This window comes from Brevundimonas sp. 2YAF1 (assembly GCF_052114745.1).
Taxonomy (GTDB): Bacteria; Pseudomonadota; Alphaproteobacteria; order Caulobacterales; family Caulobacteraceae; genus Brevundimonas.
This window is the reverse complement of sequence record NZ_JBFRFI010000006.1, coordinates 42618-66888: the sequence shown is the minus strand read 5'-3', so window position 1 is coordinate 66888 and position 24271 is coordinate 42618. Positions and strand designations below refer to the sequence as shown.

Here is a 24271-nt window from a genome sequence, read left to right as displayed (position 1 = left end):
ATGGTCCCTTCGATCCAGGCCGCCGCCCTGTGGGGCGGATTGCTGATCCTGACCCTGCTGGTCCTGTCCAGCGTCGTGGTCGGCCGCCGCCGTCGGTTCATGATCGAGTTCGGCGACGGCGGTAATCCCGAGATGACCCCCGCCGTCCGCGCCTTCGGCAACGCCGCCGAATATGTGCCCGCGGGCATCTGCGGCCTGATCCTGCTGGCCTTCGTCGGCGCCCCGCCCCTGCTGATCCACGGCGTCGGCGGCGTGCTGTTCCTGGGCCGGGTCATCCACGGCCTCGGCCTGCTGTTCCAGAAGGGACCGTCGCTGGGCCGGGTCACGGGCATGGTCCTGACCTGGCTGGCCCTGCTGATCGCCGCCGTCAGCCTGATCGCCTGGTCGGTGATCTAAGCCTTCTGGTTGCGATGCGGGGGCGGGTCCGCCATATCGGGGCATGTCCCAACAGACGCCCTCCCCCGACATCCTCCACGATCTGATCGCCGCCGCGCTGAAGGCCGGCGCCGACGCCGCCGAAGCCGTCTCGGCCCACCGCGCCTCCCTGTCCGTCGGCGTGCGCAACGCCGAGCTGGAAGAGGTCGAGCGCGAAGAGGCCCGCGACCTGGGCCTGCGCGTCTTCGTCGGCCGTCGTCAGGCCACGGTTTCCGCCTCCGATCTGTCCGACGCCACCCGCGCTCGCCTGGTCGACCGGGCCGTGGCGATGGCGAAGCTGGCCCCCGAAGACCCCTATGCGGGCCTGGCCCCGCAGGACCGGCTGGCGCAGGGGCCGCACGCCGACCTCGACCTGTTCGATCCGTCGGAACGCACCGCCGAGGCGCTGGAAGCCGCCGCCGCCGAGGCCGAGGCCGCCGCCCTGGGCGTCGAGGGCGTCGCCCGCTCCGAGGGCGGTCACGCCTCCTGGTCGGCCAGCGAATGGCGTCTGGTCACGTCTCACGGCTTCGACGGTCGTCACAAGGGTAGCGCCTTCTCGCTGGGCGTCGGCGTCATCGCCGAGAAGGACGGGGCGATGGAGCGCGGCGGCGAAAGCCGGGCGACGCGCCACCTGTCCGACCTGCCGGGCGCCGCCGAGATCGGCCTGAAGGCCGGCGAACGGGCCGTGGCCCGCGTCGGCCCGCGCAAGATCGCCTCGACCACCGCCCCGGTCATTTTCGAGAACCGCATCGCCACCCAGGTCCTGTCGCCGCTGCTGGGCGCCATTTCCGGCCCGGCCATCGCGCGCGGCAGTTCCTTCCTGAAGGACAAGCTGGGCCAGCGCGTCCTGCCCGAAGGCGTCAACCTGATCGACGATCCCTTCCGCTTGCGCGGCCTGGGCTCCACCCCCTTCGACGACGAGGGCGTGGCGGTCGAACGCCGCAATATCGTCGAGGGCGGCGTCATCACCACCTGGCTGCTGAACACGGCCGCCGCCGCCCAGCTGGGTCTGGCCTCGACCGGCCACGCCTCGCGCGGTCTGGCCGGCCCCTCGGGCGTCTCGACCCATAACCTGCATCTGGGGCCGGGTCAGCGCGACCGCGACGGCCTGATGGCCGACGCCGGTTCGGGCCTGCTGATCACCTCCATGTTCGGCCCGTCGCTGAACGGCAATAACGGCGACTGGTCGGCGGGGGTGTCCGGCTTCTGGTTCGAGGGCGGCCAGCTCGCCTATCCGGTCAGCGAAGTGACCGTGGCGGGCAATCTGATCGACCTCTACGCCCGACTGGTGCGCGGATCGGATCTGGAGTTCCGCGGTTCCTTCAACAGCCCGTCCCTGATGTTCGACGCGGTCGCTATCGCCGGAAAATGACCGACGCTTCTTCAGCACCTTGGGCTGCCGACCTCGAGCTGATCCGCGATGCGGCGCTGGCCGCTGGCCGGCTGGCGCTCGAGCATCGCGAGGCGGGGCTGAAGGTGTGGTCCAAGGAGGGCGGCTCGCCTGTCACCAGCGCCGATCTGGCGGTGGACCAGTTGTTGCGCGACACGCTTCTGACCGCCCGCCCCGACTACGGCTGGCTGTCCGAGGAGACGGCGGATAACGCCGACCGCCTGACGAAAAAGCGTATCTTCGTCGTCGATCCGATCGACGGCACGGTCGCCTATATGAAGAACAAGCCGTGGTGGTGCGTGCCCATCGCCGTCGTCGAGGACGGTCGCCCCGTCGCCGCCGTCATCCATGCCCCCATGCTGGGCGAGATGTTCGAGGCCACGCTCGGCGGCGGCGCCCGGTTGCAGAACCGGCCTATCAGCGCCTCGGACACCGACACGCTGGAGGACGCCGAGCTTCTAGCCGACGCCCGGCTGATGGAGGCTAGAGAATGGGCCGAACCCTGGCCGGAAATGCGCTTCACCAAGCGCAACGCCCTGGCTTACCGGATGGCCCTGGTCGCCGCCGGCGCTTTTGACGCGGCGATCGCCATCAGCCCCAAATGGGACTGGGACGTCTGCGCCGGCGCCCTGATCGCCGAGGAGGCCGGGGCCAAGGTCAGCGACCACATGGGCCGTCCGTGGCGATTTAACCGCCCTGATCCGCGACAAACCAGCCTGATCTGCGCCGCGCCGGCCCTTCACCCGTTGATCGTGCGCCGTACAGCGCCTATCCCGCTGGCGATCTGACCCTCCCTGCAATGGAAGCCCCATCCATGGCCGACGCCCACGACCCCCAACTGCTTCACCTCGTCATCGGCGGCGAAATGCGCCACCCGTCCGAGCCGGTCTTCCGCGACCTGGCCCAGGTCGAGTTCGTCGGCGCCTACGGCAGCTATGACGAAGCCAAGCAGGCCTGGAAGGCCCGCGCCCAGGCCACTGTCGACAACGCCCACATGCGCTACTTCATCCTGCACGCGCACAAGCTGATCGACCCGCGCAGCGACGCCTGATTTTCACGCGCGCCTCACGGCGACGTTCGGAACCGCACAGGCGGCTGGCGCGCTTTCTCGTCAGCCGCCTTTGGCGTTTCTGAGAGGACCCGACCGCCATGATCCCCACCCTGATCGTCCTGCTTCTGGTGATCGTGGCCGTGGTCGCGATCATCTGGGTGGTGCGACGTCAGCCGCCTCACAGGCCGCGTCCGGGCGAAGACCAGGACACCGCCTGGAACGACCCGATCACCCCGGCCGAACCGCCCCACCATCACCATCCTCACGAACCGGAGGCGCGACCGTGACCCTGTTCGGCTACGATTTGGACGGCCAGCAAATCATGGCCCTGGCGTCGCTGCTGTTGGTGCTGGCGCTCTGGCTGGTCGTCCTCGGCCGCGAGCGCGGCTATGCGCGCTGGTTCCGTCATTGGGAGGCCGACCGCAAGGCCCGCCATGACGCCGAGGCCGCCCTTCATGGCAAGGGTCCCAAGCGCGGTCCCTGGGGCTGACGCCTATTCCCGCTTCAGCAGGCGGTCGACCACCAGCCTGCCCCACCAGCCGGCCTTGAACTCGGCGCGGATGGCCTTGGGATCATAGGCGTCGCTGTCGATCCAGTCCTCGAAGCTGACGCCGGTCGGCTCGACCTCGTTGACGTATTTCTCCAGCACATAGTCCAGCACCCCCGTCAGTCCTTCGCGGCTGTGCAGGGTGCGCTTGCCCAGTTCCGACATGGCCGCCGAGATGGGTTCACCCAGATGGAAGTGGCGATACAGGACCGCCATCATCCCCGCCCGGTCCGCGCCCGACTTGCAGTGGATCAGGGCCGGATACTCGATGGCGCCGAACAGCTCGCGCGCCCGGTGGATGCGGTCGCGGCCGGGCGCATCGCGGGAATCCAGCGGGGCGTCGATCAGGGTCAGGCCCAGACGTTCGCAGGCGGCCTTCTCCAGCCAGTAATAGGCCTCGTCGCGTTGGCCGCGCAGATTGATGACCGTCTTGATACCGCGCCGCCGCCAATAGGCCAGCTGTCCCGGCGACGGCTGGTTAGTGCGCACCAGATCAGGTCCCAGCCAGTGGGCGTTGGTGAAGGCCGTGCGCAGGAAGGCGTGATCCTTCCAGAAATAAGACCAATGCGCCTTGAATCGGCCCATCGGGTTGGTCAGATCATAGCGCTCCATAAGCCGCAGATAGCGATGAAACCGCACCGCGTCACCTGCAGGCTTCGCCGCACGGCTTGACTTGGCGCCCAACCCGTTCGACCGAGAACCGATGACCACGACCGCCCCCGAACCGGCAGAACGTCTGCGCCCCCTGCTGGGCCGGATTTGGCGCGACTATCTCGCCCATCACAAGACCGCCCTGTTCACCTCCATGCTGTGCGCCGCGATCGCGGGCGGACTGTCGGCGGCGCTGCTGAAGCTGCTGGAGCCGGCGATCAACGGCCTGTTCGTGCGCCAGGACATGCCGATCCGGCTGTGGGGCGTCTTCGACGTGCCGACCGCGCACGCGGTCATCCTCATTCCCCTGGCCATCGTGGCGGTGGCCCTGATCCGCAACCTGGCGGCCCTGGCCCAGGCGGCCCTGGTCAACCGGCTGGGCCACGGCATCGTCGGCGACATCCAGGTGCGCCTGTTCGCCGCCATGATCCGCGCCGATCTGGCCCGGCTGCGCAGCCAGCACTCGGGCGCCTTCGTCTCGTCGGTCCTGTTCGACGCCAATCTGGTGCGCGAGGCCTTCACCTCGGGCGTGGTCAACTACACCCAGCACGGCCTGACGCTGGTCGCCGTGCTGGTGTCGATGGGCTTCATCGACTGGCGCCTGACGACCATCGTTCTGCTGGGCGTGCCCGCCGTCAGCCTGATCATCCGCCGCTTCGGCAAGAAGACGCGCAAGGCGGCGCGCGGCGCCATGGCCGAGACCGAGAACCTGTCGACCGCCCTGATGGAGAACCTCGACGGCGTCCGTCTGATCAAGATCGAGAACCGCGAAGCCGCCGAGGAAGCCAATATCGCCGCCGTGGTGGTGCGCCGTCAGCGCCACGTCATCAAGGGCGCCAACGCCCGCGCCTTCGCCGGTCCGGCCAGCGACATGGTGGCCATGATCGTGGTCGCCGCTGTCATGGCCTACGCCGGCTGGCGCGCCCAGGACGGCGCCATGAGCGTGGGCCAGTTCGCCGCCTTCATCGGCCTGCTGCTTCTGGCCGGCCAGTCACTGCGTCAGGTCACCAACCTGCAGACGGTGATGAGCGAGGGCCTGACCGCCGCGCGCCGCCTGTTCGCCGCCCTGGACATCCAGCCCGAGATTCGCGAGGCCGACGACGCCGAGACTCTGGCGCCCGGTCCGGCGACCGTGGCCCTGGAGAACGTCTCCTTCGCCTACAAAGCCGGCGAAGAAGACGGCGCGTCGACGCTGTCGGGCGTGTCCATTTCCGTGAAGCCCGGGGAAACCGTCGCCCTGGTGGGGCCCTCCGGCGGCGGCAAGTCGACCATCCTGTCGCTGCTGCCGCGCTTCTATGACGTGACCTCGGGCGCCGTGAAGGTGAACGGCCGCGACATTCGCGAGCTGCAGCTGCATTCCCTGCGCGAACGCATCGCCCTGGTGACGCAGGAGCCCTTCCTGTTCGACGACACCGTCGCCGCCAACATCGCCTATGGCCGCAAGGGCGCGTCGGCCGAACAGATCGTCGAGGCCGCCCGATTCGCCGCGGCCCACGACTTCATCACCGCCCTGCCCGAGGGCTACGCCACCCGCGTCGGCGAGGCCGGGATGCGCCTGTCGGGCGGCCAGCGCCAGCGCATCGCCATCGCCCGCGCCTTCCTGAAGGACGCCCCCATCCTGCTGCTGGACGAGGCCACCTCGGCGCTGGACACCGAGAGCGAGGCCCTGGTTCAGGCGGCGCTGGAGCGTCTGATGCACGGCCGCGCCACCCTGATGATCGCCCACCGCCTGTCGACGGTTCAGAACGCCGACCGCATCTATGTGATCGACGCCGGCCGCGTCGTCGAACAGGGCTCCCACGCCGCCCTGGTCAGGAAGGGCGGCCTCTACGCCCGCCTGGCCAAGCAGCAGTCGCTGGACGGCTCGCCCCCCGTCACGGTCGAAACCGTCGCATGAGGCCGTTGCGCAATCCGGTCGTCCAGACGATTCTGGCGTGGACCCTGGCGCAATGGATGCGCTTCTGCTTCGCCACCATCCGCTGGACGCATGAGAACGAGGCCCTCGCCGAGGCCGTCTGGGACAAGGGCGGCGGCGTGCTGTGCGCCTTCTGGCATTCGCGCATCGGCCTGTCGCCCGCCTGCTGGCCGCTGGGCCGGGCGCAGTCGGCCAAGGCGCTGATCTCATTGAGCGCCGATGGCGAGTTCATCGCCAAGGCCGTGGCGCGTCAGGGTTTTCCCGCCGTGCGCGGCTCCTCGGCCAACAAGGACAAGGCGGCCCAGTCCAAGGGCGGGACCCAGGCCCTGCGCGACGGCCTGAGGCAGTTAAAGGTCGGCGCCCTGGCCATCACCCCGGACGGCCCGCGCGGTCCGGCGCGTCAGATGGCCGAGGGCCTGCCGCTGCTGGCCAAGCTGTCGGGCGCGCCGACCCTCTTCATCGGCCTGTCCTGCAGCCCGGCGATCCGCCTGAACAGCTGGGACAGCGCCATCCTGCCCCTGCCCTTCGGCAGGGGCGCTATCGTCTGGGACGCCGCCCTTTATCCCGAGGGCGCCGATCTGTCCGAGGTCGCCGCCGACTGGACCGCCCGGCTGAACGCGGTCGAGGCCCGCGCCGACGCCCTGACCGGCTTGGGGCACGCTTGACGTGATCTTCAGTCCCGCCCTGATCGCCTATCGCCTGCTGACTCGGCTGATCGAGCCGCTGGCCCCGCGCCTGCTCGACGCCCGGGTCAAGCAGGGCAAGGAAGACCCGCGGCGGGTCGACGAGCGGCTGGGGTTGGCTGGCGCGGCGCGTCCGGCCGGGCCGCTGATCTGGATCCACGGGGTCAGCGTCGGCGAGGCCCTGTCCATCCTTCCGCTGGCCGAGCGCATCAGGAAGGACCGGCCCGACGTGACGGTTCTGGTCACCACCGGCACCCTGACCTCGGCGCAGATCCTGGCCCATCGCCTGCCGCCCGGCGTCATCCACCAGTTCGCCCCGGTGGACGGCCCCGCCGCCGTGGCCGCCTTCCTTGATCATTGGCGACCGAGCGTCGGCGTCTTCGTCGAGAGCGAGCTGTGGCCCAACCTGCTGACGGCGGCGAAGAAGCGCGGCGTGCCCCTGGCCCTGGTCAGCGCCCGCATCACCGACAAGACCGCCGAGGGCTGGAAGAAAGCCCCCGGCATGGCCCGCGCCCTGACGGCCACCTTCGCCCACGTCTGGCCTCAGGATCAGGCCAGCGCCGACCGGCTGACGGCCCTGGGCGCCCGCGTCGACGGTCAGGTCAATTTGAAACTGTCTGGCGAGCCCCTGCCCTACGACAAGGCCGAGTTCTCGCGCCTGTCGGCCCTGATCGACGACCGCCCCGTCGTCGTCGCCGCCAGCACCCACGAGCACGAGGAAATGGCCATCGTCGGGGCGCTGGACCATCTGGCGGACCGCCTGTTCCTGATCGTCGTGCCGCGCCACCCCGACCGCGCCGACGAGATCGCGCGGTCCCTGAGCCAAGATGGCTACAGCTTTGCCCGGCGCAGCCAACGCCAGCCGATCACGGATCAGACCGACATCTATCTGGCCGACACCCTCGGCGAACTGGGCCTGTTCCTGCGACTGGCCGACGTCGTGGTCATGGGCGGATCGTTCGCGCCCGCGCTGGGCGGCGGGGCCGTCGGCGGGCACAATCCGCTGGAGCCCGCGCGCCTGGCCAAGCCGGTCGTCACCGGCCCCGACGCCAGCAACTGGAACGCCGTGACGCGGATGCTGAAGCAGGCCGGCGGTCTGGTTTCCGTCCTGTCGCCCGCCGAGCTGCCCGGCGTCGTCGCCCCTCTGCTGGCCGATCCCGACGCCGCGCGCGACATGGGCGAGCGCGCCCGCCGCGCCGCCGCCGACGCCGCCGCCGGGCTGGATCGGCTGTGGCTGGCCTTGCAGGCGCATCTGCCCGCCGCCCCCTCGCGAGGCCGCCGATGAAGCTGAACACGCCCCGCTGGTGGTACAGCCGCGACCGCCGCCATGCGCCGGTGGCGCGGATGCTGCTCAAGCCCGCTTCGTGGATCTGGGCCGGCGTCACCGCCCGCCGCATCGCCCGCGCCGCGCCCCTGGATCCCGGCGCGCCTGTCATCTCCATCGGCAATCTGACGGTCGGCGGGTCTGGCAAGACCCCGATCGCGCGCGAGGTCCTGCGTCTGCTGCACGCGCAAGGCGTCAACGCCGCCGCCCTGTCGCGGGGCTACGGCGGCGCGCTGGAAGGGCCGGTTCAGGTTGATCTGAACCTCCACACTGCCGCCGACGTGGGCGACGAGCCGCTGATGCTGGCTGCCGACGCCCCCGCCTGGATCGCTCGCGACCGCGTCGCCGGAGCCAAGGCCGCCGTCGCCGCCGGGGCCGAGGCCCTGGTGCTGGACGACGCCCATCAGAACCCGACGCTGCAAAAGACCCTCAGCCTGATCGTCGTCGACGGCGAGACGCGCGACGAGGAATGGCCCTTCGGCGACGGCTCGGTCTTCCCGTCCGGTCCGATGCGCGAGCCGCTAAAGGCCGGCCTGGCGCGCGCCGACGCCGTGATCATCCTGCTGCCCGCCGACCTGGCCGAGGCCGACCCTGAACTGGTCGCGACCTTCGGCGACCTGCCGGTCTTCATCGCCCGGCTGGAGCCCGCCGCCGCGCCGCCGCCTGGACCTCAGGTCGGCTTCGCCGGCATCGCCAAGCCGTGGAAGGTCGAGCGGTCGCTGATCGCCGCCGGTTGCGACCTGAAGGACTTCGTCCCCTTCCCGGACCACGCCGCCCTGTCAGAGCGCGACTTCGCCCTGCTTACGGATCGGGCCGCCCTGTTCGACGCCGGTCTGGTGACGACCGAAAAGGACTGGGTGCGTCTGCCGCTTGAATGGCGGACGCGGATCGTGTCTTGGCCCGTGGTCGCGCGGTTGGAGCAGGAAGCGGCTTTCGCCGGCTTCCTTACCAAGGCCCTTCTCCCCTTGCGGGAGAAGGTGCCAGCCGAAGGCTGACGGATGAGGGGTCGCGCCGCGCTTGCCAACGCCCCCTTCATCCGACCGCCAGAAACCCCTCATCCGACCCGCTGCGCGGGCCACCTTCTCCCACAAGGGGAGAAGGAATTAGTCGGCGCGGAAGACCTGACCGTTCTTCATCACGAAGCGCACGCGTTCCAGTTCGGTCACGTCGCTCAGCGGATCGCCTGAGACGGCGATCAGGTCGGCGGGCATCCCCGCCGCCAGACGACCGGCCTCGTTCGATATCTTCAGGTGTTCGGCCGCGCCGATGGTGGCGGCCTGGATGGCCTCGAGCGGGGTCAGGCCCGCGCGGACCAGCAGCGCGAACTCCTGAGCGTTGTCGCCGTGGGCCGAGACGCCGGAGTCGGTGCCGAAGGCGATGCGGACGCCCCCGTCATGGGCGCGGCGCGCCATGTCCACCATCTTGGGCCCGATTTCCAGCGCCTTGGCGGTCTGAGCCGGGGTGAAGAAGTTATCGGGGCTAGAGGCCACGCGCGCCACATAGTCGCCGGCCATCAGGGTCGGCACCAGCCAGGCGTTGTGCGATTTGAACAGGCGCATCGACTCATTGTCGAGGTAGGTGCCGTGTTCAATGGAATCGCCCCCCGCCTTGAGGAAGGCGTTGATGCCGTCGACGCCGTGGGCATGGGCCGTGACCTGACGCCCCATGCGGTGAGCCGAGGCGACGATGGCCGCCAGTTCGTCCTCGCTGAACTGCTGGGCCAGACCTGCGGCGGTGTTGGACAGGACCCCGCCGGTGGCGGTGATCTTGATGATGTCGGCGCCGCTGCGGACCTGCATCCGCACGGCCCGCATGCAGTCCTCGACCCCCGAGCAGACGCTTTCCGGCGACAGGACATGCATGACGTCCTCGCGATAGCCGTTGACGTCGCCGTGGCCGCCGTGGACCGAAACCGCCGAGCCGGCCGCGATGATGCGCGGTCCCGGCACGTCGCCGCGCCGCACCGCGTCGCGCAGGGCGAAGATGGCCTCGTTGCTGGCGCCCAGGTCGGCGACGGTGGTGAAGCCCGCGTTCAGGGTGCGGCGGGCGTAGCGCGCGCCGATCATCGCCTGGGTCGCGGTCGACTCGGTCACATTGTCCAGGCGCGCGGTCGGGCTCTGCTGGTGGGTCAGGTGGACATGGCTGTCGATCAGGCCCGGCAGGACGAAGGCGCTCCGCAGATCGACCACTTTTCCGTCGCCGACAAAGCCGTCGCGGATTTCGACGACTTGGTTCCCTCTGATCACGAGAGTTTTATCGCGCAGCACCTGGCCGTTGGCCGGATCGGCCAGGAGCCGCCCCACTTGAACGAACGTCGTCGGCTGCTCGGCGGAAACGGCAGCGACCGTAGGGGCTTGTTGCGCCTGTGCGGACGTGGCCGTCAGAACGGCGGCGGTCACAATCAGAGCCAGTTTCTTCATCGGTCCCTCCCAGAACTCCAGATTTCACCTTAGACGCTCAGCGGGTTTCGCCAAGGCTCAGGTTGCGTCGTTACGGGGCTTTATGAAACAAGCGGATACAGTTGTTTAATGGTGCGAGGGGCGTCGCATGCGGCTTTCCAGACGTGGCTTGATCTTGGGCGGTTCGGCCCTGTTGGCGGGATGTTCCTCCGCCGCCTCCACCGTTCAACTCGCCGGAGCCACGCCTGGCAGCCTTCCCGTCGTTCCCGTCCCGACCGTTGCGCCTCAGCCCGTTGCCGTGGCGAGGGCGACCGGCCCCGTCATTGATCCGCATGGCGTCGTCCGCAAGGACCTGCTGGAACGGGCCCACGCCGCGCTGGATGTGCACGGCCACAAGATCACCAAACGCGACCGTATGTATCTGGTCGATTTCCAGAAATTCTCGGGCGAGGACCGGCTCTACGAGGTCGATCTGGAAGGCGGCTGGGTCACGGCCTACCGCACCTGTCACGGCCGGGGGTCGGACCCTGCGCACTCGGGCTTCGCCCAGACCTTCTCGAACGACATGGACTCGCACAAGTCGTCCATCGGCGCCTACGCCACCGCGGGCGCCGGCTGGGGCGGCCAGCAGGGGCCGAACGTCCTGCTGGACGGGCTGGAGTATTCCAATAACCGGGCGCGCGAGCGGGCCATCATCATCCACGGCGCCGACTACGCCGACCCGGCCTTCCTGGCCCGCGAGGGCAAGCTGGGTCGGTCCTACGGCTGTTTCTCGGTGTCCCACGCCGACCTGGCGCCCCTGCGCGAACGCATGGGCGAGGGCCGGCTGCTGTTCGCCATGGCCTGAGCCTTAGCGGAGCCGCCCAGCGCGGTTCCATTATTCCCAGAGCGCTTAACGCGGCTCCAGCGCCCGCCAGCCGATGTCGGTGCGGTTGAAGCCGCCCGGCCAGTCGATCTTGGCGATGGCTTCATAGGCCCGCGTCCGCGCCTCGGCGATGTCGGCCCCATAGGCGCAGACATTCAGCACCCGGCCGCCGGCGGCCACCAGGGTGCCGTCCTCGCGCTTCCTGGTCCCCGCATGGAAGACCTGGACGTGGGGGCCGAAGTCCTGATCGGCGCCGCGAATGACCGAACCTTCCAGCGGGCTGTCGGGATAGCCCTTGGCCGCCATGACCACGCAGATCACCGTGCCGTCCTTAAACCGGGGCGCGGGCGCGCGGGTCAGATCGCCGCGCGCGCAGGCCAGCAGCAGAGGCACGATGTCGCCGTCGAAACGCATCATCAGCACCTGACATTCCGGGTCGCCGAAGCGGGCGTTGAACTCGACCACCTTGGGGCCGTCGCTCGTCGCCATCAGGCCGGCGTAGAGGACGCCGCGATAGGGCGCGCCCTCGGCGGCCATCATGCGGATGGTCGGCTGCACCACGCGTTCGTCGGCCTGCTGCACCAGTTCGGGGGTGAAGACCGGCGCCGGCGAATAGGCGCCCATGCCGCCCGTGTTCGGCCCCATGTCGCCGTCAAAGGCGCGCTTGTGGTCCTGCGCCCCGCCAAACAGGACGGCGCGCTGGCCGTCGCACAGGGCGAACAACGAGCCCTCCTCGCCGTCCATGAATTCCTCGATCACCACGCGCGACCCGGCCGAGCCGAAACGCCCGCCCAGCATCCGCTCGATCTCGGCTTCGGCGTCCTTCTTGTCGGGGCTGATGGCCACGCCCTTGCCGGCTGCCAGGCCATCGGCCTTGATGACATAGGGGGCCGAATACTGGTTCAGCGCCGCCTTGGCCGAAGGCACGTCCTCATAGACGCCATAGCCCGCTGTCGGAATGTCGTGCCGCGCCAGGAAGGCCTTGGAGAAGGCCTTGGAGGTCTCCAACTGCGCCGCCTTGGCGGTCGGACCGAAGCAGGGGATCCCCGCCGCGTTCAGCCGATCGGCCAGGCCCTCGGCCAGGGCCGATTCGGGGCCGACCACGACCAGGTCCGCCTTCATCACGCGCGCGAGGGCGGCCAAACCGTCAGCGTCGGTCGCCTTCAGATCGGGCCTCAGCTCGGCGTGTTTCGCCATGCCGGGATTGCCGGGCGCGACGACAAGCCGCGTGACCAGCGGCGACTGGGCGATTTTCCAGGCCAAGGCGTGTTCACGCCCACCCGAACCGACGAGCAGAATGTTCATGCTTGCGCAATGACGGGCTCGGCCGCACGGGTCAAGCGGGCGAAAGGGTTAGCGACGTTTCAGGGCGTCCAGCCGGGCAGAGCCTTGACCTCTTCCCAGGTCCGGGTCGTGACCACGTCATGATAGGGTCCATTCACCTTCACGGTCAGCCCGTCGAGCGGCAGACGCACCCAGCGCTGGCCCGGACCGGTCGGCGCGACGATCAGGCCGACGGCCTTGCCCGCACTGTTGACGTCGACGCGCACGACGTCGCCCAGGTCCGAACCATTGGTCGACAGCAGGTTGGCGCCGTCGAACTGGGCGGCGGTCAGGCCAAGGGCGATGGGTTCGTCCCGGGTGAGGGCGTCGGACACGGCCGGCGCTTCCGCGGCGGGCGGCGCCTTTTCCTTATGCTGGGAACAGGCCGCCAGCAGGGCGGCGGCCGAGGCGAGGACGATCAGGCTGCGGTTCATGACGAAGATCCTACTTCAGTGGCAGCAAGGCTGACGCCGCATAGACCACGACGCCCAGCAGAACGACGCCCATCAGCAACAGCCAGGGGCTGACCGACGGATTGCCGCTGCGGCGCGAGAGGTCGCGTTCAGTCGGGTCTTCCTCGGGCGGTTTTGGCGGAAGGGAATAGTCGGACATCACCGACGGCAACGCCTGCCGAACCGCCCCGTTCCCGTCGCCCGCCGCAGAGGCTAAGGTGCGCCCATGAGCTTTGACGACGACTATGCTTTCGAAGGCGCCGCCGAGGCGCCGACCGCCCCGCGCGACAACAACCCGCCCCTGTCGATCTCGGAACTCAGCTTTGCGCTGAAACGCACGCTGGAGGACCGCTTCGGCCACGTCCGTCTGCGCGGCGAGATCTCCAAGGTGAACCGCCACGCCTCGGGTCACGTCTATCTGACGCTCAAGGACGACAAGGCGGCCATCGACGGCGTCATCTGGAAGGGCGTGGTCAAGGGCCTGGGCGCCCAGCCGGAAAGCGGTCTGGAGGTCATCGTCACCGGCAAGATCACCTCCTACCCGGCGCGGTCCTCCTATCAGATCGTCATCGAGAGCATGGAGCCGGCGGGCGCGGGGGCCCTGCTGGCCCAACTGGAGCGCTTGAAGGCCCGTCTGCGCGACGAGGGCCTGTTCGAGCCGGGCCGCAAGAAGCCCCTGCCGACCTTCCCCGCGACCATCGGCGTCATCACCAGCCCCACCGGTGCGGTGATCCGCGACATCCTGCACCGCATCGCCGAACGCTGGCCCTGCCGCGTCATCGTCTGGCCGGTGGTGGTTCAGGGCGACGCCGCCAGCGGTCAGGTGGCCAAGGCCATCCGCGGCTTCGACGCCATGACGCCCGACGGGCCGATCGCGCGTCCCGACCTGCTGATCGTCGCGCGCGGCGGCGGCTCGGTCGAGGACCTGTGGTGCTTCAACGACGAAGCCCTGGCCCGGAGCGTGGCCGAGGCCCGCATTCCGATCATCTCGGCCGTTGGGCACGAGACCGACACCACCCTGATCGACTTCGTCTCCGACCGCCGCGCCCCGACGCCGACCGGCGCGGCCGAGATCGCCACCCCGGTTCTGGCCGACCTGCGCTGGACGTTGAGCGATCTCGACGGGCGACTGGCGCGGGCCGGATCGCGTCTGCTGGAGGACCGCCGCACACGGCTGCGCGCCGCCGCCCGCGGCCTGCCCGCCCGACCCGAGGACCTGCTGGCCCTGCCGCAGCAACGCCTCGACCACGCCGCCAGCCGTCTGGGCTCGGGTCTGCACCGCAACGTCGCCGTGCACGAGCGCCAGCTGGCGCTGGTCGGCGGGCGTCTGTCCAAGGGTCTGCTGGACCGGGCCATCGAACGGCGCGGCGACCGGCTCACGGCCTATGCGGATCGCTTCGGCCCGGCGATGAAGCGGCGGCTGGACCGCGACGAGACCCGCCTGGCCGCCTTGTCGCGGGCGCTGGCGACGCTGGACCCCAAGCGGCCCAAGCCAGGCTTCGCCCGGATTGAGAACGAGGCCGGCGCCATGATCGCCTCGGCCGCCGCGCTGTCGCCCGGTCAGGCCGTCCGCATCGTCTTCGGCGACGGGGCCCGGGACGCGACCATCAACGACGAAGGCGCCGCGCCTCCGCCCCTCGCGCCACCTGCTCCCAAGCCCGCGCCGCGCCCGAAAGCACCGACAGCGGGCCAGGGCGACCTGTTCTAGCTTTTCCCTTCCCACTCCGTGGGGAGGGGGACCGCGTGGCGGTGGAGGGGCTGCTTCAGCGGAACCAAGCGGCCCCTCAGTCTCGTCCGCTTCGCGTCCGATCCTCCTCCCCATGAAATGGGGAGGAGAGCTTACCGGCCCGCCGCCAGCAGCCCCCGCACCGCCTCAACGTCCAGAGCCTCGACCGTCACCGTCTTGCCGTCGATCACCGACGTCGTCGTCTCGGCCTTCAGCAGGGAGTTGAGGATGGCCTCCTCGGTCGCTTCCGCGACGGCGACGAACAGGGGCGACATGCGGTCGTTGGGCCAATCAGCCACCGTCGTCGCGCCTGCCCGGCGCGCCGCAGTGCGGCGCACGCCCTCGGCGGTCGAAAAGGCGATGGCGTAGTCGCCCGACCCGTTCGAGAAGGCCGCCCCCGTCCGCGCCAAACCGGCGAAGGCCCGGTTCGCCAGCCGCTCCAGATTGCGGTCCGACAGGGGCGCGTCGGTCGCCACCACGATCATGATTGAGCCGTCGGCCCGCTCGGCCTCGACCTCCTGACGTAGATAGTAGCGGCCCAGCGGCACCCCGACGGGCGTCCCGTCCATGCTCAGCACGCCGCCGAAATTCGACTGCACCAGAACCCCCACGGTGAAGCCGCCGAGGCTGGCGGGCAGCTTGCGCGAACTGGTGCCGATCCCGCCCTTGAACCCAAACGCAATGGTGCCCGTCCCTGCCCCGACCGCGCCCTGCTCCACCGGCCCCGACGTCGCCGTCTCGATGGCCCCCACCACATCGGCGGCCGTCACCACCCGCGCCCGGATATCGTTCAGCCCGCCGTCGTTGGTTTCGCCCACCACGGCGTTGGCCGAGCGGATGTCCTCATGCCCCGGCTGTTTCAGCGTCCAGTCCAGCACGCCGTCGATGCCGCGCGCCACGGACAGGGTGTTGGTCAGGACAATGGGCGTCTCGATCTCGCCCAGTTCGCGGATCTGGGTCGCGCCCGCCAACTTGCCGAAACCGTTGGCCACCGACAGGCCCGCCGGAACCTTGTCGCGGAACAGGTCGCCGCCGTGCGGCAGGACGGCCGTCACCCCGGTGCGGATGCTGTCGCCGCGCCGCAGCGTCACCTGCCCCACCCGCACGCCCGCCACGTCGGTGATGGCGTTCAGCAGCCCCGGCGACAGCACGCCGGGCGCGCGGCCCAGATCGCGGATCGTCGGACGCGTCTCGCTCGCTTGAGCGGCTGCCGAGGACGCGGCTGCCGCCAATGTCGCCGCCAGCGCGACTGCGCACCAACACGCATAAGGACGGATCATCAGCGGCTCCTGTCATCAACTCTTTTTCAGATGACAGTGATTCGCCCTCGTCTCGCGCGGCGAGCCATGCCAATCATCGTTCCATGACGACGCCTGCTTCTCCGCCCGTTTCGCCCTCGCCCGCCACGCTGCATTATGGCGACGGCGAGTTCGCCGTTCTGCGCCCCGGCGCCTACGTGACCTGCGCCGTCAGCGGCGTGCCGATCCCGCTCGCCGCACTGCGCTACTGGTCGGTCGAACGGCAGGAAGCCTACGCGAGCCCGCTCGAGTTCATGACGGCCGCGCGCGGCTGATCGCCAGTCCTCCTGATTAGCGGCGTCGACGACGCCCCCAGATCGTGTCGTGTTCCCATGTCCGCCCTGCAATCGCTCGACATCCTGTTGGCCGACGACAATCCGAACATGCGCGCCATCGTCTGCGTCATGCTGAAATCGATCGGCGTCACCCGGGTGCGCGAGGTCGAGGACGGCGCGGCCGCGCTGGAGGCACTGAAGACGCACCCGGCTGACCTGGCCATCGTCGATTTCAAGATGCTGCCGGTGGACGGCGTGACCTTCACCCAGTTGATCCGCACCGCGCCGGACAGCCCCAATCCCTATCTGCCGATCATCATGATGACGGGCCATTCCGAGAAGCGCCGCGTCGCTCAGGCGCGCGACGCGGGTGTGACCGAGTTCGTGACCAAGCCCGTCAACGCCCAGGCCCTGCTGACCCGAATTCAGGCTGTGATCATGCGGCCCCGCACCTTCATCCGGGGCGGCGGCTATTTCGGCCCCGACCGTCGGCGCACCCAGACAGACGACTACGCCGGCCCCTATCGCCGGTCGACGGATTCCAGCGCCGCATAGACCTCGGCCGGCCAGCGTTTGTGGACCCAGAACCAGTCCACCGGATGCTCCTTCACCCGCTCCTCCACGAAGCGATTGACGGCCTGAACGCCCGCCAGGACGTCGGCGGCCTTGTCGCCGGTGTCGGGCACGGCGATCAGTTCGTGCGCCGTCACGCGGAAGCGCACGCCGGGCAGGCGCACCACCGACAACGGCTGCATCACCGTGCCGAATTTCAGCGCCATCCGCGCCGCGCCGGGCGAGGCGTTGACCGGCTGGCCGAAGAATTCGACCTCCGGCCCCTGACTGTATTTCTGGTCGACCAGCAGGGCGATGGATTCGCCCCGCTTCATTCCCGCCATCAGTTCGCGCGTGCCGTCGCCCTTGGGCGCAAACAGCTTGATGCCGTAGCGCTCGCGGCTCTGACGGATCAGGGCGTCGACATAGGGGTTGTTGGCCGCGCGATAGGTGACCTGGCACGGCACCCCCGCCGCCATGATGACCGCCGCCATGACCTCGAAATTGGCCAGATGGCCCGAGACCAGCACCACCGGACGGCCAGAGTCGCGGATGGCGTGCAGCCGCTCCAGCCCGACGATGTCGATGCGTCCGCTCTCGGGCGTCAGGCGATCCATGACCGCCAGTTCGGCGAAGGTCCGCCCCGTCTGCTCCCACTGATCGACGGCCAGACGCTCGCGCTCGGCTGCGTCCATGTCGGGGAAGGCGATGCGCAGATTGCGCGTCACCGTTTTGTGCGTGCCGGTCAGCGGTCCCAGCGTCCGCAGCAGCTTGCCGCCGAAACCCGAGGCCCGCTCGACGCCCAGCGCCCGCAGGAAGGCGAACAGCCCCGAAAACGCCGCCGCCTCCAGCCGCCAGGTCAGGTCCTGGGCAAGCCCAGGTTTGTTAGAGGCGCTACCGCCCTTCGGGCTACTTGAGCGCATATCGCTGTCGCTACCGCCCTTCGGGCTGCTTGAGCGCATATCGCTGTCGCTACCGCCCTTCGGGCTGCTTGAGCGCATATCGCTGTCGCTACCGCCCTTCGGGCTGCTTGAGCCCGTTTGATCTTCACCAGGCAATCGTCAGTCCACCGTCCACCACAAGGGTCTGCCCGGTCACATAGGCCGAGGCAGGGCTGCACAGATAGACTGCCGTGCCAGCGATTTCATCAGGCTGGCCGATCCTTTTCAGCGGGGCAGGCTCGGTGACCGTCTTCAGCAGCTCCGGGTTCTCCCACAGGTATCTGGCGAAATCGGTCTGGACCAGGCCGGGCGCGATGCAGTTCACCCGCACGTTCGACGGCCCGTATTCCACCGCCAGATTGCGCGCCAGCTGCATGTCGGCGGCCTTGGAGATGTTGTAGGCGCCGATCAGGGCGTTGCCGCGAAGCCCGCCGATCGAGGAGATGATCAGGATCGCCCCGTCCTTGCGCTCCAGCATCTGCGGCGCGACCATCTGGATCAGCCAGTGGTTGGAGATGACGTTGTTCTGAAGAATCTTCTCGAACTGGTCGTCGGCGATGCCCGCCATCGGCCCGGCGTAGGGATTGGTCGCGGCGTTGCAGACCAGGATGTCGATATGGCCGAATGCCTGATTGGTGTCGTCCACCAGCCGTTGCAGGTCTTCCTTGGAGGCGATGTTGGCGGGGATGGCGATGGCGCGGCCCTCGCCGTGCCTTTCATTGATGGCGGCGGCGACCTCGGCGCATGGCCCGGCCTTGCGCGACGAGATGACGACGCAGGCGCCGTGTTCGGCCAGACGCTCGGCGATGGCCTTGCCGATGCCCTTGGAGGAGCCGGTGACGACCGCGACCTTGCCGCTCAGATCGAACAATTCCATGCGTTAACCCCCTTTACGGTCGGATTTCTGTGTCCGAACCCTAGCCGTTACCTTTAGTTAGACCGATACTTGGCCGATTCCATACGGGAAAGGCGGTTTAACACCGGTCCCATGCGCAAGATTACCGGCGGATTTCTGTTCTTCGGCTACCTGTTCCTGTCCCTGACCATCGGGGCGGCGATCTGGCGCGCCGGTATGGGCGCAGGGGCAGGCGCGGCCGGCGTGCTGGGCGCGCTGGGCGTTCTGGTCGGGCTGCACGCCGTCGTCGCCGGGGTTCTGGACCGCCGCGCCCTGCGCAAGGAAATCGCCAAGGTTCGCGAGGCGCACCGCCTGCTGGCCGATGCGATGGAGTCGACCCAAGGCGCCCTGACCGAACTGGCCCAGGCCATCGAGAGCGGCGCCCTGTCGCGCACCGAGGCCCTGACCGGCGAAGTGCGGATGCTGGAAGGCCTGATCCAGCAGATGAGCGAGTCCATCGACGACCGCCTGTCGTCCTCGCCAATCACCGCCGACACCTATGAGGGCCGTCGTCAGGTCCAGTCGAACACTCTGCTCAAGACCGTCCACGACGCCCTGACCGAGAACCGGGTCGACCTCTATCTGCAGCCTGTCGTGACCCTGCCCCAGCGCCGCACCGTCTTCTACGAGAGCTTCACCCGCCTGCGCGATCCGTCCAACCGGATCATGATGCCCGCCGAATACCTGTCCGTGGCCGAGGGCGAGGGCCTACTGCCCGCCATCGACAACCTGCTGCTGTTCCGCTGCGCCCAGATCGTGCGCCGCCTGGCGCGGCAGGACCGCAAGGTCGGGGTCTTCTGCAACGTGTCGCTGGCCTCGCTGGGCGACGAGACCTTCTTCCCGCAGTTCCTGGATTTCCTCAGCCAGAACCGCGACCTGAAGGAGGCCCTGATCTTCGAACTGGGTCAGGCCACCTTCGACGCGCGCGGCGCCGCCGAGGCCCGCAACATGGCCAAGCTGGCCGACCTCGGCTTCCGCTTCTCCATCGACAAGGTGCAGACCCTGGATCTGGACTTCGCCGACCTGCAGCGCTCGGACGTGCGCTTCATCAAGATCTCGGCCGATCTGCTGATCGAACAACTGCTGGATCTGGACGGCGCCACGCCCCTGGCCTCGCAGCCCGACATCCAGGCCGCCGACTTCGCCCCCCTGACGCGTCGCTATGGCCTCGAACTGATCGCCGAAAAGGTCGAGAGCGAGAAGCAGGTCGTCGACATCCTCGAACTCGACATCGGCATGGGCCAGGGCCACCTGTTCGGCGAGCCCCGCGCCATCAAGGAAGCCGTCCTGGCCGAGACGGATCCCCCGGCCGAGTTCGTCCGCGCGACGCTGCATTCGGCCGAACAACGCCGCCGACACTAGCCGCCTCTTTCCTCCCCAATCCATGGGGGGGGGGACCGCGTAGCGGTGGAGGGGGCGACGTCGCCCTAAGCCTCTCATCCACAAATAGCCGTCGCGCCGCTCCCTCCGTCACGGACGCTGCGCGTCCGCGCCACCTCCCCATGGAATGGGGAGGAAAACCGAGGCCGAAAACCGCCAGACAAACCGGGTCGGCAGTCGTCTATGGGCGTCAATGACCGACGCCCTCGACTGGCCCCGCATCACTGATGACCTGGATGTCCGGGGCTGGGCCGTCGTGGGGCCGCTGCTGACGCCCGCGACGTGCGAGACCCTGCAGGCCCTCTACGACCAGCCCGAACGGTTCCGCAGCCGCATCGTCATGCAGCGCCACGGCTTCGGACAGGGCGAGTATCAGTATTTCGCTGACCCGCTGCCCGATCTCCTGCCCCGGCTGCGGGCGCGGCTCTATGCGGGTCTGGCGCCGGTCGCCAACGGCTGGGCGGCGCGGCTGGAGCGGCCGAGCTTTCCCGATAATCTCGATGAGCTGACCGCCCAGTGCCGGGCGGCGGGTCAGACACGGCCGACCTCGCTGATGCTGCGCTACGGCCCCGGCGACTACAACCGGCTGCATCAGGATCTCTACGGCGATCTCGTCTTCCCGCTGCAGGCCGCGATCCTGCTCAGCGATCCGGCCGAGTTCGAGGGCGGCGAGTTCGTTCTGGTCGAGCAGAAACCCCGGTCCCAGTCACAGGCCCACGTCGTGCCGCTGAAACAGGGCGAGGCCGTCATCTTCGCCGTGCGCGAACGGCCCGTCGCCGGCACGCGCGGCGACTATCGCGTGCAGATGCGCCACGGGGTCAGCACGGTGCGCGCGGGCAAGCGAATGACCTTAGGGCTGATCTTTCATGATGCAGCGTGAACCCTTCTCCCCTTGCGGGAGAAGGTGGCAGGCGAAGCCTGACGGATGAGGGGTCGCGCCGCGCTCTGGTCACGCGCCTTCATCAACTGTCGCAAGACCCCTCATCCGAGCCCTTCGGGCCCACCTTCTCCCTCAAGGGGAGAAGGAAGAAAAAGGCCCCTTCGCCGGAGCGAAGGGGCCTGATCCCTTAGGCCTTCTGGGCGTCCAGCCACCGCACCGCGTCGGCGTCGCGGGCCGACAGGTCGGGGAAGTCGGCGTCGGAGCCGACGTCCGGCACCCGGCGCCACGAGCGGGCGCACTTGGGATGGTCGGCGGTCTTCACCTCGACCGTCACGGCGTCGCCGCCGACCACAAGCTCAGCGCCCGAGGTGCGGAACACCTCGGCGGCGTCCAGGCCGTCGAACGGGGCGAAGGCCTCGGCCGGACCGGTCACCACCGGCCAGGCGTCAAGCGCCCCGCCGATCAGCTTGTCGCGGCGCGCGGCTTCCAGCGCCTCGTTGACGATCTCCAGCACCGTATTGACCCCGGCCCAGCGCTCGGCCTCGGCCGGGTTGCGCCATTGGCCGGGCGTGTCCGGGATGACGCGGGCGCAGTTGGTGCCAGCGTCGGGGAAGCGCGTCGTCCAGGCCTCTTCCATGGTGAAGGGCGTCAGCGGCGCCAGCCAGGCGGTCAGGCGGCTGAAGACCTCGTCCATCACCGTGCGCACGGCGCGGCGACGAAGGCTGTCGGGACGGTCGCAATAGAGGCTGTCCTTGCGCACGTCGAAATACAGCGCCGACAGGTCGCCCGAGCAGAACTCCAGCACCGGACGCACCACGTCCTGGAAGCGGTAGTCGCGGTAGGCCTCGCGCACCTGGCCGTCCAGTTCCCACAGGCGATGCAGGATAAACTGCTCCAGCGGCGGCATCTGGTCATAGGGCAGGCGTTCGGCCTCGTCGAAGCCGTTCAGCGCGCCCAGCAGATAACGGACCGTGTTGCGCAGCTTGCGATAGGCGTCGACCGTAGTCTGCAGGATCTGCTTCCCGATCCGCTGGTCCTCGGCATAGTCCACCAGGGCGACCCAGAGGCGCAGGATGTCGGCGCCCGACTCCTTGATGACGACAGCCGGGTCGGTGGTGTTGCCACGCGACTTCGACATCTTCTCGCCGTTCTCGTCCTGGGTGAAGCCGTGGGTCAGGACGGCGTCATAGGGGGCGCGGCCGCGCGTACCGCTGCCTTCCAGCAGGTTGGACTGGAACCAGCCGCGGTGCTGGTCCGACCCTTCCAGATAGAGGTCGGCGGGCCAGTGCGACGGGCGGTCGCCCTTGTAGCCGTGGGCCGGATCGCGGGCCTCCAGCGTGAAGGCGTGGGTGCAGCCCGAGTCGAACCAGACGTCCAGAATGTCCTGGATTTTCTCGAAGCGGTCGGCGTCGTGCGCGCCGAGGAAGTCGGCGTCGGGCCGGTCGAACCAGGCGTCGGCGCCGCCTTCGGACACGGCCTTCAGGATGCGGGCGTCGACCTCGGGGTCATGCAGCGGCTGGCCGGTCTGCTTGTCCACGAACATGGCCAGCGGCGTGCCCCAGGCGCGCTGACGGCTGATCAGCCAGTCCGGGCGGCCTTCGACCATGGAGCGGATGCGGTTCTTACCCGCGGCCGGGTGGAAGGCGGTGGCGTCGATGGCCGTCAGGGCCTTCTCGCGCAGGGTGTCGCCCCCGTCGAGCGGCTCGTCCATGCGGATGAACCACTGCGGCGTATTGCGGAAGATGATCGGGGCCTTGGAGCGCCACGAGTGCGGGTAGGAGTGCTCCATCCGGCCGCGCGCCAGCAGGTTGCCGGCCTCGATCAGCTTGTCCATCACCGCGCCGTTGGCGGGACCGAACTTACCGGTCTTCTTGCCCTCGGTCTCCAGCACCTTGAGGCCGGCGAACAGGGGGACGTGGTCGTAATAGGCGCCGTCGGCGTCGACCGTGTCCGGCACCTCGCGGTGGCCGTGCGCCAGCCAGACGGCGTAGTCGTCCGCGCCGTGGCCGGGCGCGGTGTGGACAAAGCCGGTGCCGGCGTCGTCGGTGACATGGTCGCCGGCCAGCAGCGGCACCGAGAAGCCGTAGCCGTTATCCAGCGCCGCCAGCGGGTGGGCGCACTCCAGGCCCGACGGGTTGATGCCGTCGACGCGGGTGAAGCCGCTGATCTTGGCCGCCTTGAACACGTCCTCGGCCAGCTTGTCGGCGATGATGAAGCGGTCGCCGGGCTTGGCCCAGGGCTCATAGTCCAGGCCCTGCTCCAGCGCCGTGACCTCATACAGCCCATAGGCGATGTCGGGGCCGTAGCTGATGGCCCGGTTGGCCGGGATGGTCCAGGGCGTGGTCGTCCAGATCACCACCGAGGGCGTCGCCGCGCGGAAGGCCAGCAGGTCGTCCGGGTGGCTGTCCGTCGCGCCGATCACCGGGAACTTGACCCAGATCGTGGGCGAAACGTGGTCGTGATACTCGACCTCGGCCTCGGCCAGAGCCGTGCGCTCGACCGGCGACCACATGACGGGCTTGGAGCCGCGATACAGCTGATCGGAGTTCTTGAACTTGTGGAACTCGGCGACGATGGCCGCCTCGGTCGTGAAGTCCATGGTGGCGTAGCGGTTGGCGAAGTCGCCGGTGATGCCCAGGCGCAGGAACTGGTCGCGCTGCACGTCGATCCAGCCGGCGGCGTATTGGCGGCAGGCGGCGCGGAACTCGGCCTTGGAGACCTCGTCCTTGCGGCGGCCCTTGGCGCGGAACTGCTCCTCGATCTTCCACTCGATCGGCAGGCCGTGGCAGTCCCAGCCGGGGACGTAGTCGACGTCATAGCCGAGCAGGAAACGCGAGCGGACCACGAAGTCCTTCAGCGTCTTGTTCAGGGCGTGGCCGATGTGGATGTCGCCGTTGGCGTAGGGCGGGCCGTCGTGCAGCACATAGAGCGGCGCCTTCTGGGCCTGACGGATGCTGCGCAGATGGCCGTACAGGTCGCCCCACTGGGCCAGGATTTCCGGCTCCTTCTTGGGCAGCCCGCCCCGCATGGGGAAGGGCGTCTCGGGCAGGAAGACGGTGTCGCGATAGTCGCGGCCCGAAACAGCGTCGGAAGCGGTGTCGTTGGTGGCGTCGGCCATGGGAAATCTTTGTCTTGTTCGCGGGCGCCGAGGGGGCGGCGCGGGCGCAGTCTAGCGTGAAGGCCGTTGGACGGCATCGGCGATATTCGATCCCGACGTGCGCGGGGCTAGGCCCTGGGCGCTACGCCGGGCGGCTAATCGAAATCGGACGGATCACGCGAACGGCCATGGTGGAAACGGTCTAGCAGACCG

25 protein-coding genes are annotated in these 24271 nt (G+C 69.0%); 16 read left to right on the top strand and 9 right to left on the bottom strand.

From position 1 onward, the window contains the following. From AB4Y68_RS09700 to AB4Y68_RS09675, 6 genes are all read left to right on the top strand, one after another. Positions 1-396: an MAPEG family protein gene (locus AB4Y68_RS09700; protein ID WP_441455377.1), complete on the top strand. Its 396-nt coding sequence runs from the start codon at positions 1-3 to the stop codon at positions 394-396. 43 nt (positions 397-439) lie between these two features. Beyond that, positions 440-1786, top strand: coding sequence for a TldD/PmbA family protein (locus AB4Y68_RS09695; RefSeq protein WP_441455376.1), 1347 nt, complete (start codon positions 440-442; stop codon positions 1784-1786). Beyond that, a complete protein-coding gene (locus tag AB4Y68_RS09690) occupies positions 1783-2592 on the top strand; it encodes a 3'(2'),5'-bisphosphate nucleotidase CysQ (protein ID WP_441455375.1) in 810 nt (269 codons plus the stop codon). Before AB4Y68_RS09695 ends, AB4Y68_RS09690 begins: the two co-directional genes overlap by 4 nt. 11 nt (positions 2593-2603) lie before the next feature. After that, positions 2604-2855, top strand: coding sequence for a DUF4170 domain-containing protein (locus AB4Y68_RS09685; protein WP_441455373.1), 252 nt, complete (start codon positions 2604-2606; stop codon positions 2853-2855). A gap of 98 nt (positions 2856-2953) precedes the next feature. Further along, positions 2954-3142, top strand: a complete 189-nt coding sequence (locus AB4Y68_RS09680; RefSeq protein ID WP_441455371.1) for a hypothetical protein — start codon at positions 2954-2956, stop codon at positions 3140-3142. After that, positions 3139-3345, top strand: coding sequence for a hypothetical protein (locus AB4Y68_RS09675; RefSeq protein ID WP_441455370.1), 207 nt, complete (start codon positions 3139-3141; stop codon positions 3343-3345). The genes AB4Y68_RS09680 and AB4Y68_RS09675 overlap by 4 nt, the downstream gene beginning before the upstream one ends. Positions 3346-3348: 3 nt before the next feature. Here the strand turns inward: AB4Y68_RS09675 and AB4Y68_RS09670 are convergent, their stop codons facing one another. Then, positions 3349-4014 (bottom strand): fused DSP-PTPase phosphatase/NAD kinase-like protein, encoded by a 666-nt coding sequence (locus tag AB4Y68_RS09670; RefSeq protein ID WP_441455614.1) that lies wholly within the window; start codon positions 4012-4014, stop codon positions 3349-3351. Positions 4015-4105: 91 nt separating this feature from the next. Between AB4Y68_RS09670 and AB4Y68_RS09665 the strand changes: the two genes are divergently transcribed. From AB4Y68_RS09665 to lpxK, 4 genes are read left to right on the top strand one after another with little or no spacing between them, the layout of a single operon-like run. Then, on the top strand, positions 4106-5950 hold the full coding sequence (locus tag AB4Y68_RS09665) for an ABC transporter ATP-binding protein (RefSeq protein WP_441455369.1): 1845 nt from the start codon (positions 4106-4108) through the stop codon (positions 5948-5950). After that, entirely contained in the window at positions 5947-6633 is a 687-nt protein-coding gene (locus AB4Y68_RS09660) for a lysophospholipid acyltransferase family protein (RefSeq protein ID WP_441455368.1), read from the top strand. The genes AB4Y68_RS09665 and AB4Y68_RS09660 overlap by 4 nt, the downstream gene beginning before the upstream one ends. Before the next feature lies 1 nt (position 6634). After that, complete coding sequence (locus AB4Y68_RS09655) at positions 6635-7936, top strand: 3-deoxy-D-manno-octulosonic acid transferase (RefSeq protein WP_441455367.1); 1302 nt, start codon at positions 6635-6637, stop codon at positions 7934-7936. Next, positions 7933-8970, top strand: coding sequence for a tetraacyldisaccharide 4'-kinase (lpxK, locus tag AB4Y68_RS09650; RefSeq protein ID WP_441455366.1), 1038 nt, complete (start codon positions 7933-7935; stop codon positions 8968-8970). Before AB4Y68_RS09655 ends, lpxK begins: the two co-directional genes overlap by 4 nt. Before the next feature lie 108 nt (positions 8971-9078). Here lpxK and AB4Y68_RS09645 read toward each other — a convergent pair whose 3' ends face one another. Then, complete coding sequence (locus AB4Y68_RS09645; protein WP_441455365.1) at positions 9079-10395, bottom strand: amidohydrolase family protein; 1317 nt, start codon at positions 10393-10395, stop codon at positions 9079-9081. Positions 10396-10672: 277 nt separating this feature from the next. Here AB4Y68_RS09645 and AB4Y68_RS09640 point away from each other — a divergent pair, with 277 nt between their 5' ends. After that, positions 10673-11221, top strand: a complete 549-nt coding sequence (locus tag AB4Y68_RS09640; protein WP_441455364.1) for a murein L,D-transpeptidase catalytic domain-containing protein — start codon at positions 10673-10675, stop codon at positions 11219-11221. A 45-nt stretch (positions 11222-11266) separates the two neighbouring features. Here AB4Y68_RS09640 and purD read toward each other — a convergent pair whose 3' ends face one another. From purD to AB4Y68_RS09625, 3 genes are read right to left on the bottom strand one after another with little or no spacing between them, the layout of a single operon-like run. After that, on the bottom strand, positions 11267-12544 hold the full coding sequence (purD, locus tag AB4Y68_RS09635) for a phosphoribosylamine--glycine ligase (RefSeq protein ID WP_441455363.1): 1278 nt from the start codon (positions 12542-12544) through the stop codon (positions 11267-11269). A 59-nt stretch (positions 12545-12603) separates the two neighbouring features. Then, positions 12604-12996 (bottom strand): hypothetical protein, encoded by a 393-nt coding sequence (locus AB4Y68_RS09630; RefSeq protein WP_441455362.1) that lies wholly within the window; start codon positions 12994-12996, stop codon positions 12604-12606. Positions 12997-13006: 10 nt separating this feature from the next. After that, on the bottom strand, positions 13007-13174 hold the full coding sequence (locus AB4Y68_RS09625) for a hypothetical protein (RefSeq protein WP_441455361.1): 168 nt from the start codon (positions 13172-13174) through the stop codon (positions 13007-13009). Positions 13175-13240: 66 nt separating this feature from the next. Between AB4Y68_RS09625 and xseA the strand changes: the two genes are divergently transcribed. Continuing rightward, the gene (gene xseA, locus AB4Y68_RS09620) at positions 13241-14722 is read left to right on the top strand and encodes an exodeoxyribonuclease VII large subunit (protein WP_441455360.1); all 1482 of its coding nucleotides are present in this window, start codon (positions 13241-13243) and stop codon (positions 14720-14722) included. Positions 14723-14853: 131 nt separating this feature from the next. On the opposite strand, the gene AB4Y68_RS09615 is transcribed toward xseA, so the two are convergent. Next, positions 14854-16020, bottom strand: coding sequence for a DmpA family aminopeptidase (locus AB4Y68_RS09615; RefSeq protein ID WP_441455359.1), 1167 nt, complete (start codon positions 16018-16020; stop codon positions 14854-14856). 83 nt (positions 16021-16103) lie between these two features. Here AB4Y68_RS09615 and AB4Y68_RS09610 point away from each other — a divergent pair, with 83 nt between their 5' ends. Next, the gene (locus AB4Y68_RS09610; RefSeq protein ID WP_441455358.1) at positions 16104-16313 is read left to right on the top strand and encodes a DUF2093 domain-containing protein; all 210 of its coding nucleotides are present in this window, start codon (positions 16104-16106) and stop codon (positions 16311-16313) included. 57 nt (positions 16314-16370) lie between these two features. After that, complete coding sequence (locus AB4Y68_RS09605; protein WP_441455357.1) at positions 16371-16868, top strand: response regulator; 498 nt, start codon at positions 16371-16373, stop codon at positions 16866-16868. On the opposite strand, the gene AB4Y68_RS09600 is transcribed toward AB4Y68_RS09605, so the two are convergent. Then, positions 16835-17788 carry a lysophospholipid acyltransferase family protein gene (locus AB4Y68_RS09600; RefSeq protein ID WP_441455356.1) on the bottom strand — a complete coding sequence of 318 codons (954 nt, stop codon included), beginning with the start codon at positions 17786-17788 and terminating at the stop codon, positions 16835-16837. The two genes, AB4Y68_RS09605 and AB4Y68_RS09600, sit on opposite strands and share 34 nt — an antisense overlap. A gap of 124 nt (positions 17789-17912) precedes the next feature. Next, a complete protein-coding gene (locus tag AB4Y68_RS09595) occupies positions 17913-18683 on the bottom strand; it encodes an SDR family NAD(P)-dependent oxidoreductase (protein ID WP_441455355.1) in 771 nt (256 codons plus the stop codon). Positions 18684-18794: 111 nt separating this feature from the next. On the opposite strand from AB4Y68_RS09595, the gene tipF reads away from it, so the two are divergent. Together tipF and AB4Y68_RS09585 are read left to right on the top strand one after the other, a co-directional pair. Continuing rightward, positions 18795-20063, top strand: a complete 1269-nt coding sequence (gene tipF, locus AB4Y68_RS09590; RefSeq protein ID WP_441455354.1) for a flagella assembly cyclic-di-GMP phosphodiesterase TipF — start codon at positions 18795-18797, stop codon at positions 20061-20063. Between the two features lie 211 nt (positions 20064-20274). Next, entirely contained in the window at positions 20275-20961 is a 687-nt protein-coding gene (locus AB4Y68_RS09585) for a 2OG-Fe(II) oxygenase (RefSeq protein WP_441455353.1), read from the top strand. Positions 20962-21148: 187 nt separating this feature from the next. Here AB4Y68_RS09585 and ileS read toward each other — a convergent pair whose 3' ends face one another. Continuing rightward, positions 21149-24079 (bottom strand): isoleucine--tRNA ligase, encoded by a 2931-nt coding sequence (gene ileS / locus AB4Y68_RS09580; protein WP_441455352.1) that lies wholly within the window; start codon positions 24077-24079, stop codon positions 21149-21151. Between the last annotated feature and the right edge of the window lie 192 nt (positions 24080-24271).

Bases quoted from the DNA above. Each gene is read 5' to 3' on its own strand.
- AB4Y68_RS09700 (WP_441455377.1), top strand. From the start codon at position 1: ATGGTCCCTTCGATCCAGGCCGCCGCCCTGTGGGGCGGATTGCTGATC.
- AB4Y68_RS09695 (WP_441455376.1), top strand. From the start codon at position 440: ATGTCCCAACAGACGCCCTCCCCCGACATCCTCCACGATCTGATCGCC.
- AB4Y68_RS09690 (WP_441455375.1), top strand. From the start codon at position 1,783: ATGACCGACGCTTCTTCAGCACCTTGGGCTGCCGACCTCGAGCTGATC.
- AB4Y68_RS09685 (WP_441455373.1), top strand. From the start codon at position 2,604: ATGGAAGCCCCATCCATGGCCGACGCCCACGACCCCCAACTGCTTCAC.
- AB4Y68_RS09680 (WP_441455371.1), top strand. From the start codon at position 2,954: ATGATCCCCACCCTGATCGTCCTGCTTCTGGTGATCGTGGCCGTGGTC.
- AB4Y68_RS09670 (WP_441455614.1), bottom strand. From the start codon at position 4,014: ATGGAGCGCTATGATCTGACCAACCCGATGGGCCGATTCAAGGCGCAT.
- AB4Y68_RS09665 (WP_441455369.1), top strand. From the start codon at position 4,106: ATGACCACGACCGCCCCCGAACCGGCAGAACGTCTGCGCCCCCTGCTG.
- AB4Y68_RS09660 (WP_441455368.1), top strand. From the start codon at position 5,947: ATGAGGCCGTTGCGCAATCCGGTCGTCCAGACGATTCTGGCGTGGACC.
- lpxK (WP_441455366.1), top strand. From the start codon at position 7,933: ATGAAGCTGAACACGCCCCGCTGGTGGTACAGCCGCGACCGCCGCCAT.
- AB4Y68_RS09645 (WP_441455365.1), bottom strand. From the start codon at position 10,395: ATGAAGAAACTGGCTCTGATTGTGACCGCCGCCGTTCTGACGGCCACG.
- purD (WP_441455363.1), bottom strand. From the start codon at position 12,544: ATGAACATTCTGCTCGTCGGTTCGGGTGGGCGTGAACACGCCTTGGCC.
- AB4Y68_RS09630 (WP_441455362.1), bottom strand. From the start codon at position 12,996: ATGAACCGCAGCCTGATCGTCCTCGCCTCGGCCGCCGCCCTGCTGGCG.
- AB4Y68_RS09625 (WP_441455361.1), bottom strand. From the start codon at position 13,174: ATGTCCGACTATTCCCTTCCGCCAAAACCGCCCGAGGAAGACCCGACT.
- xseA (WP_441455360.1), top strand. From the start codon at position 13,241: ATGAGCTTTGACGACGACTATGCTTTCGAAGGCGCCGCCGAGGCGCCG.
- AB4Y68_RS09615 (WP_441455359.1), bottom strand. From the start codon at position 16,020: ATGATCCGTCCTTATGCGTGTTGGTGCGCAGTCGCGCTGGCGGCGACA.
- AB4Y68_RS09610 (WP_441455358.1), top strand. From the start codon at position 16,104: ATGACGACGCCTGCTTCTCCGCCCGTTTCGCCCTCGCCCGCCACGCTG.
- AB4Y68_RS09605 (WP_441455357.1), top strand. From the start codon at position 16,371: ATGTCCGCCCTGCAATCGCTCGACATCCTGTTGGCCGACGACAATCCG.
- AB4Y68_RS09600 (WP_441455356.1), bottom strand. From the start codon at position 17,788: ATGCGCTCAAGTAGCCCGAAGGGCGGTAGCGCCTCTAACAAACCTGGG.
- AB4Y68_RS09595 (WP_441455355.1), bottom strand. From the start codon at position 18,683: ATGGAATTGTTCGATCTGAGCGGCAAGGTCGCGGTCGTCACCGGCTCC.
- tipF (WP_441455354.1), top strand. From the start codon at position 18,795: ATGCGCAAGATTACCGGCGGATTTCTGTTCTTCGGCTACCTGTTCCTG.
- AB4Y68_RS09585 (WP_441455353.1), top strand. From the start codon at position 20,275: ATGACCGACGCCCTCGACTGGCCCCGCATCACTGATGACCTGGATGTC.
- ileS (WP_441455352.1), bottom strand. From the start codon at position 24,079: ATGGCCGACGCCACCAACGACACCGCTTCCGACGCTGTTTCGGGCCGC.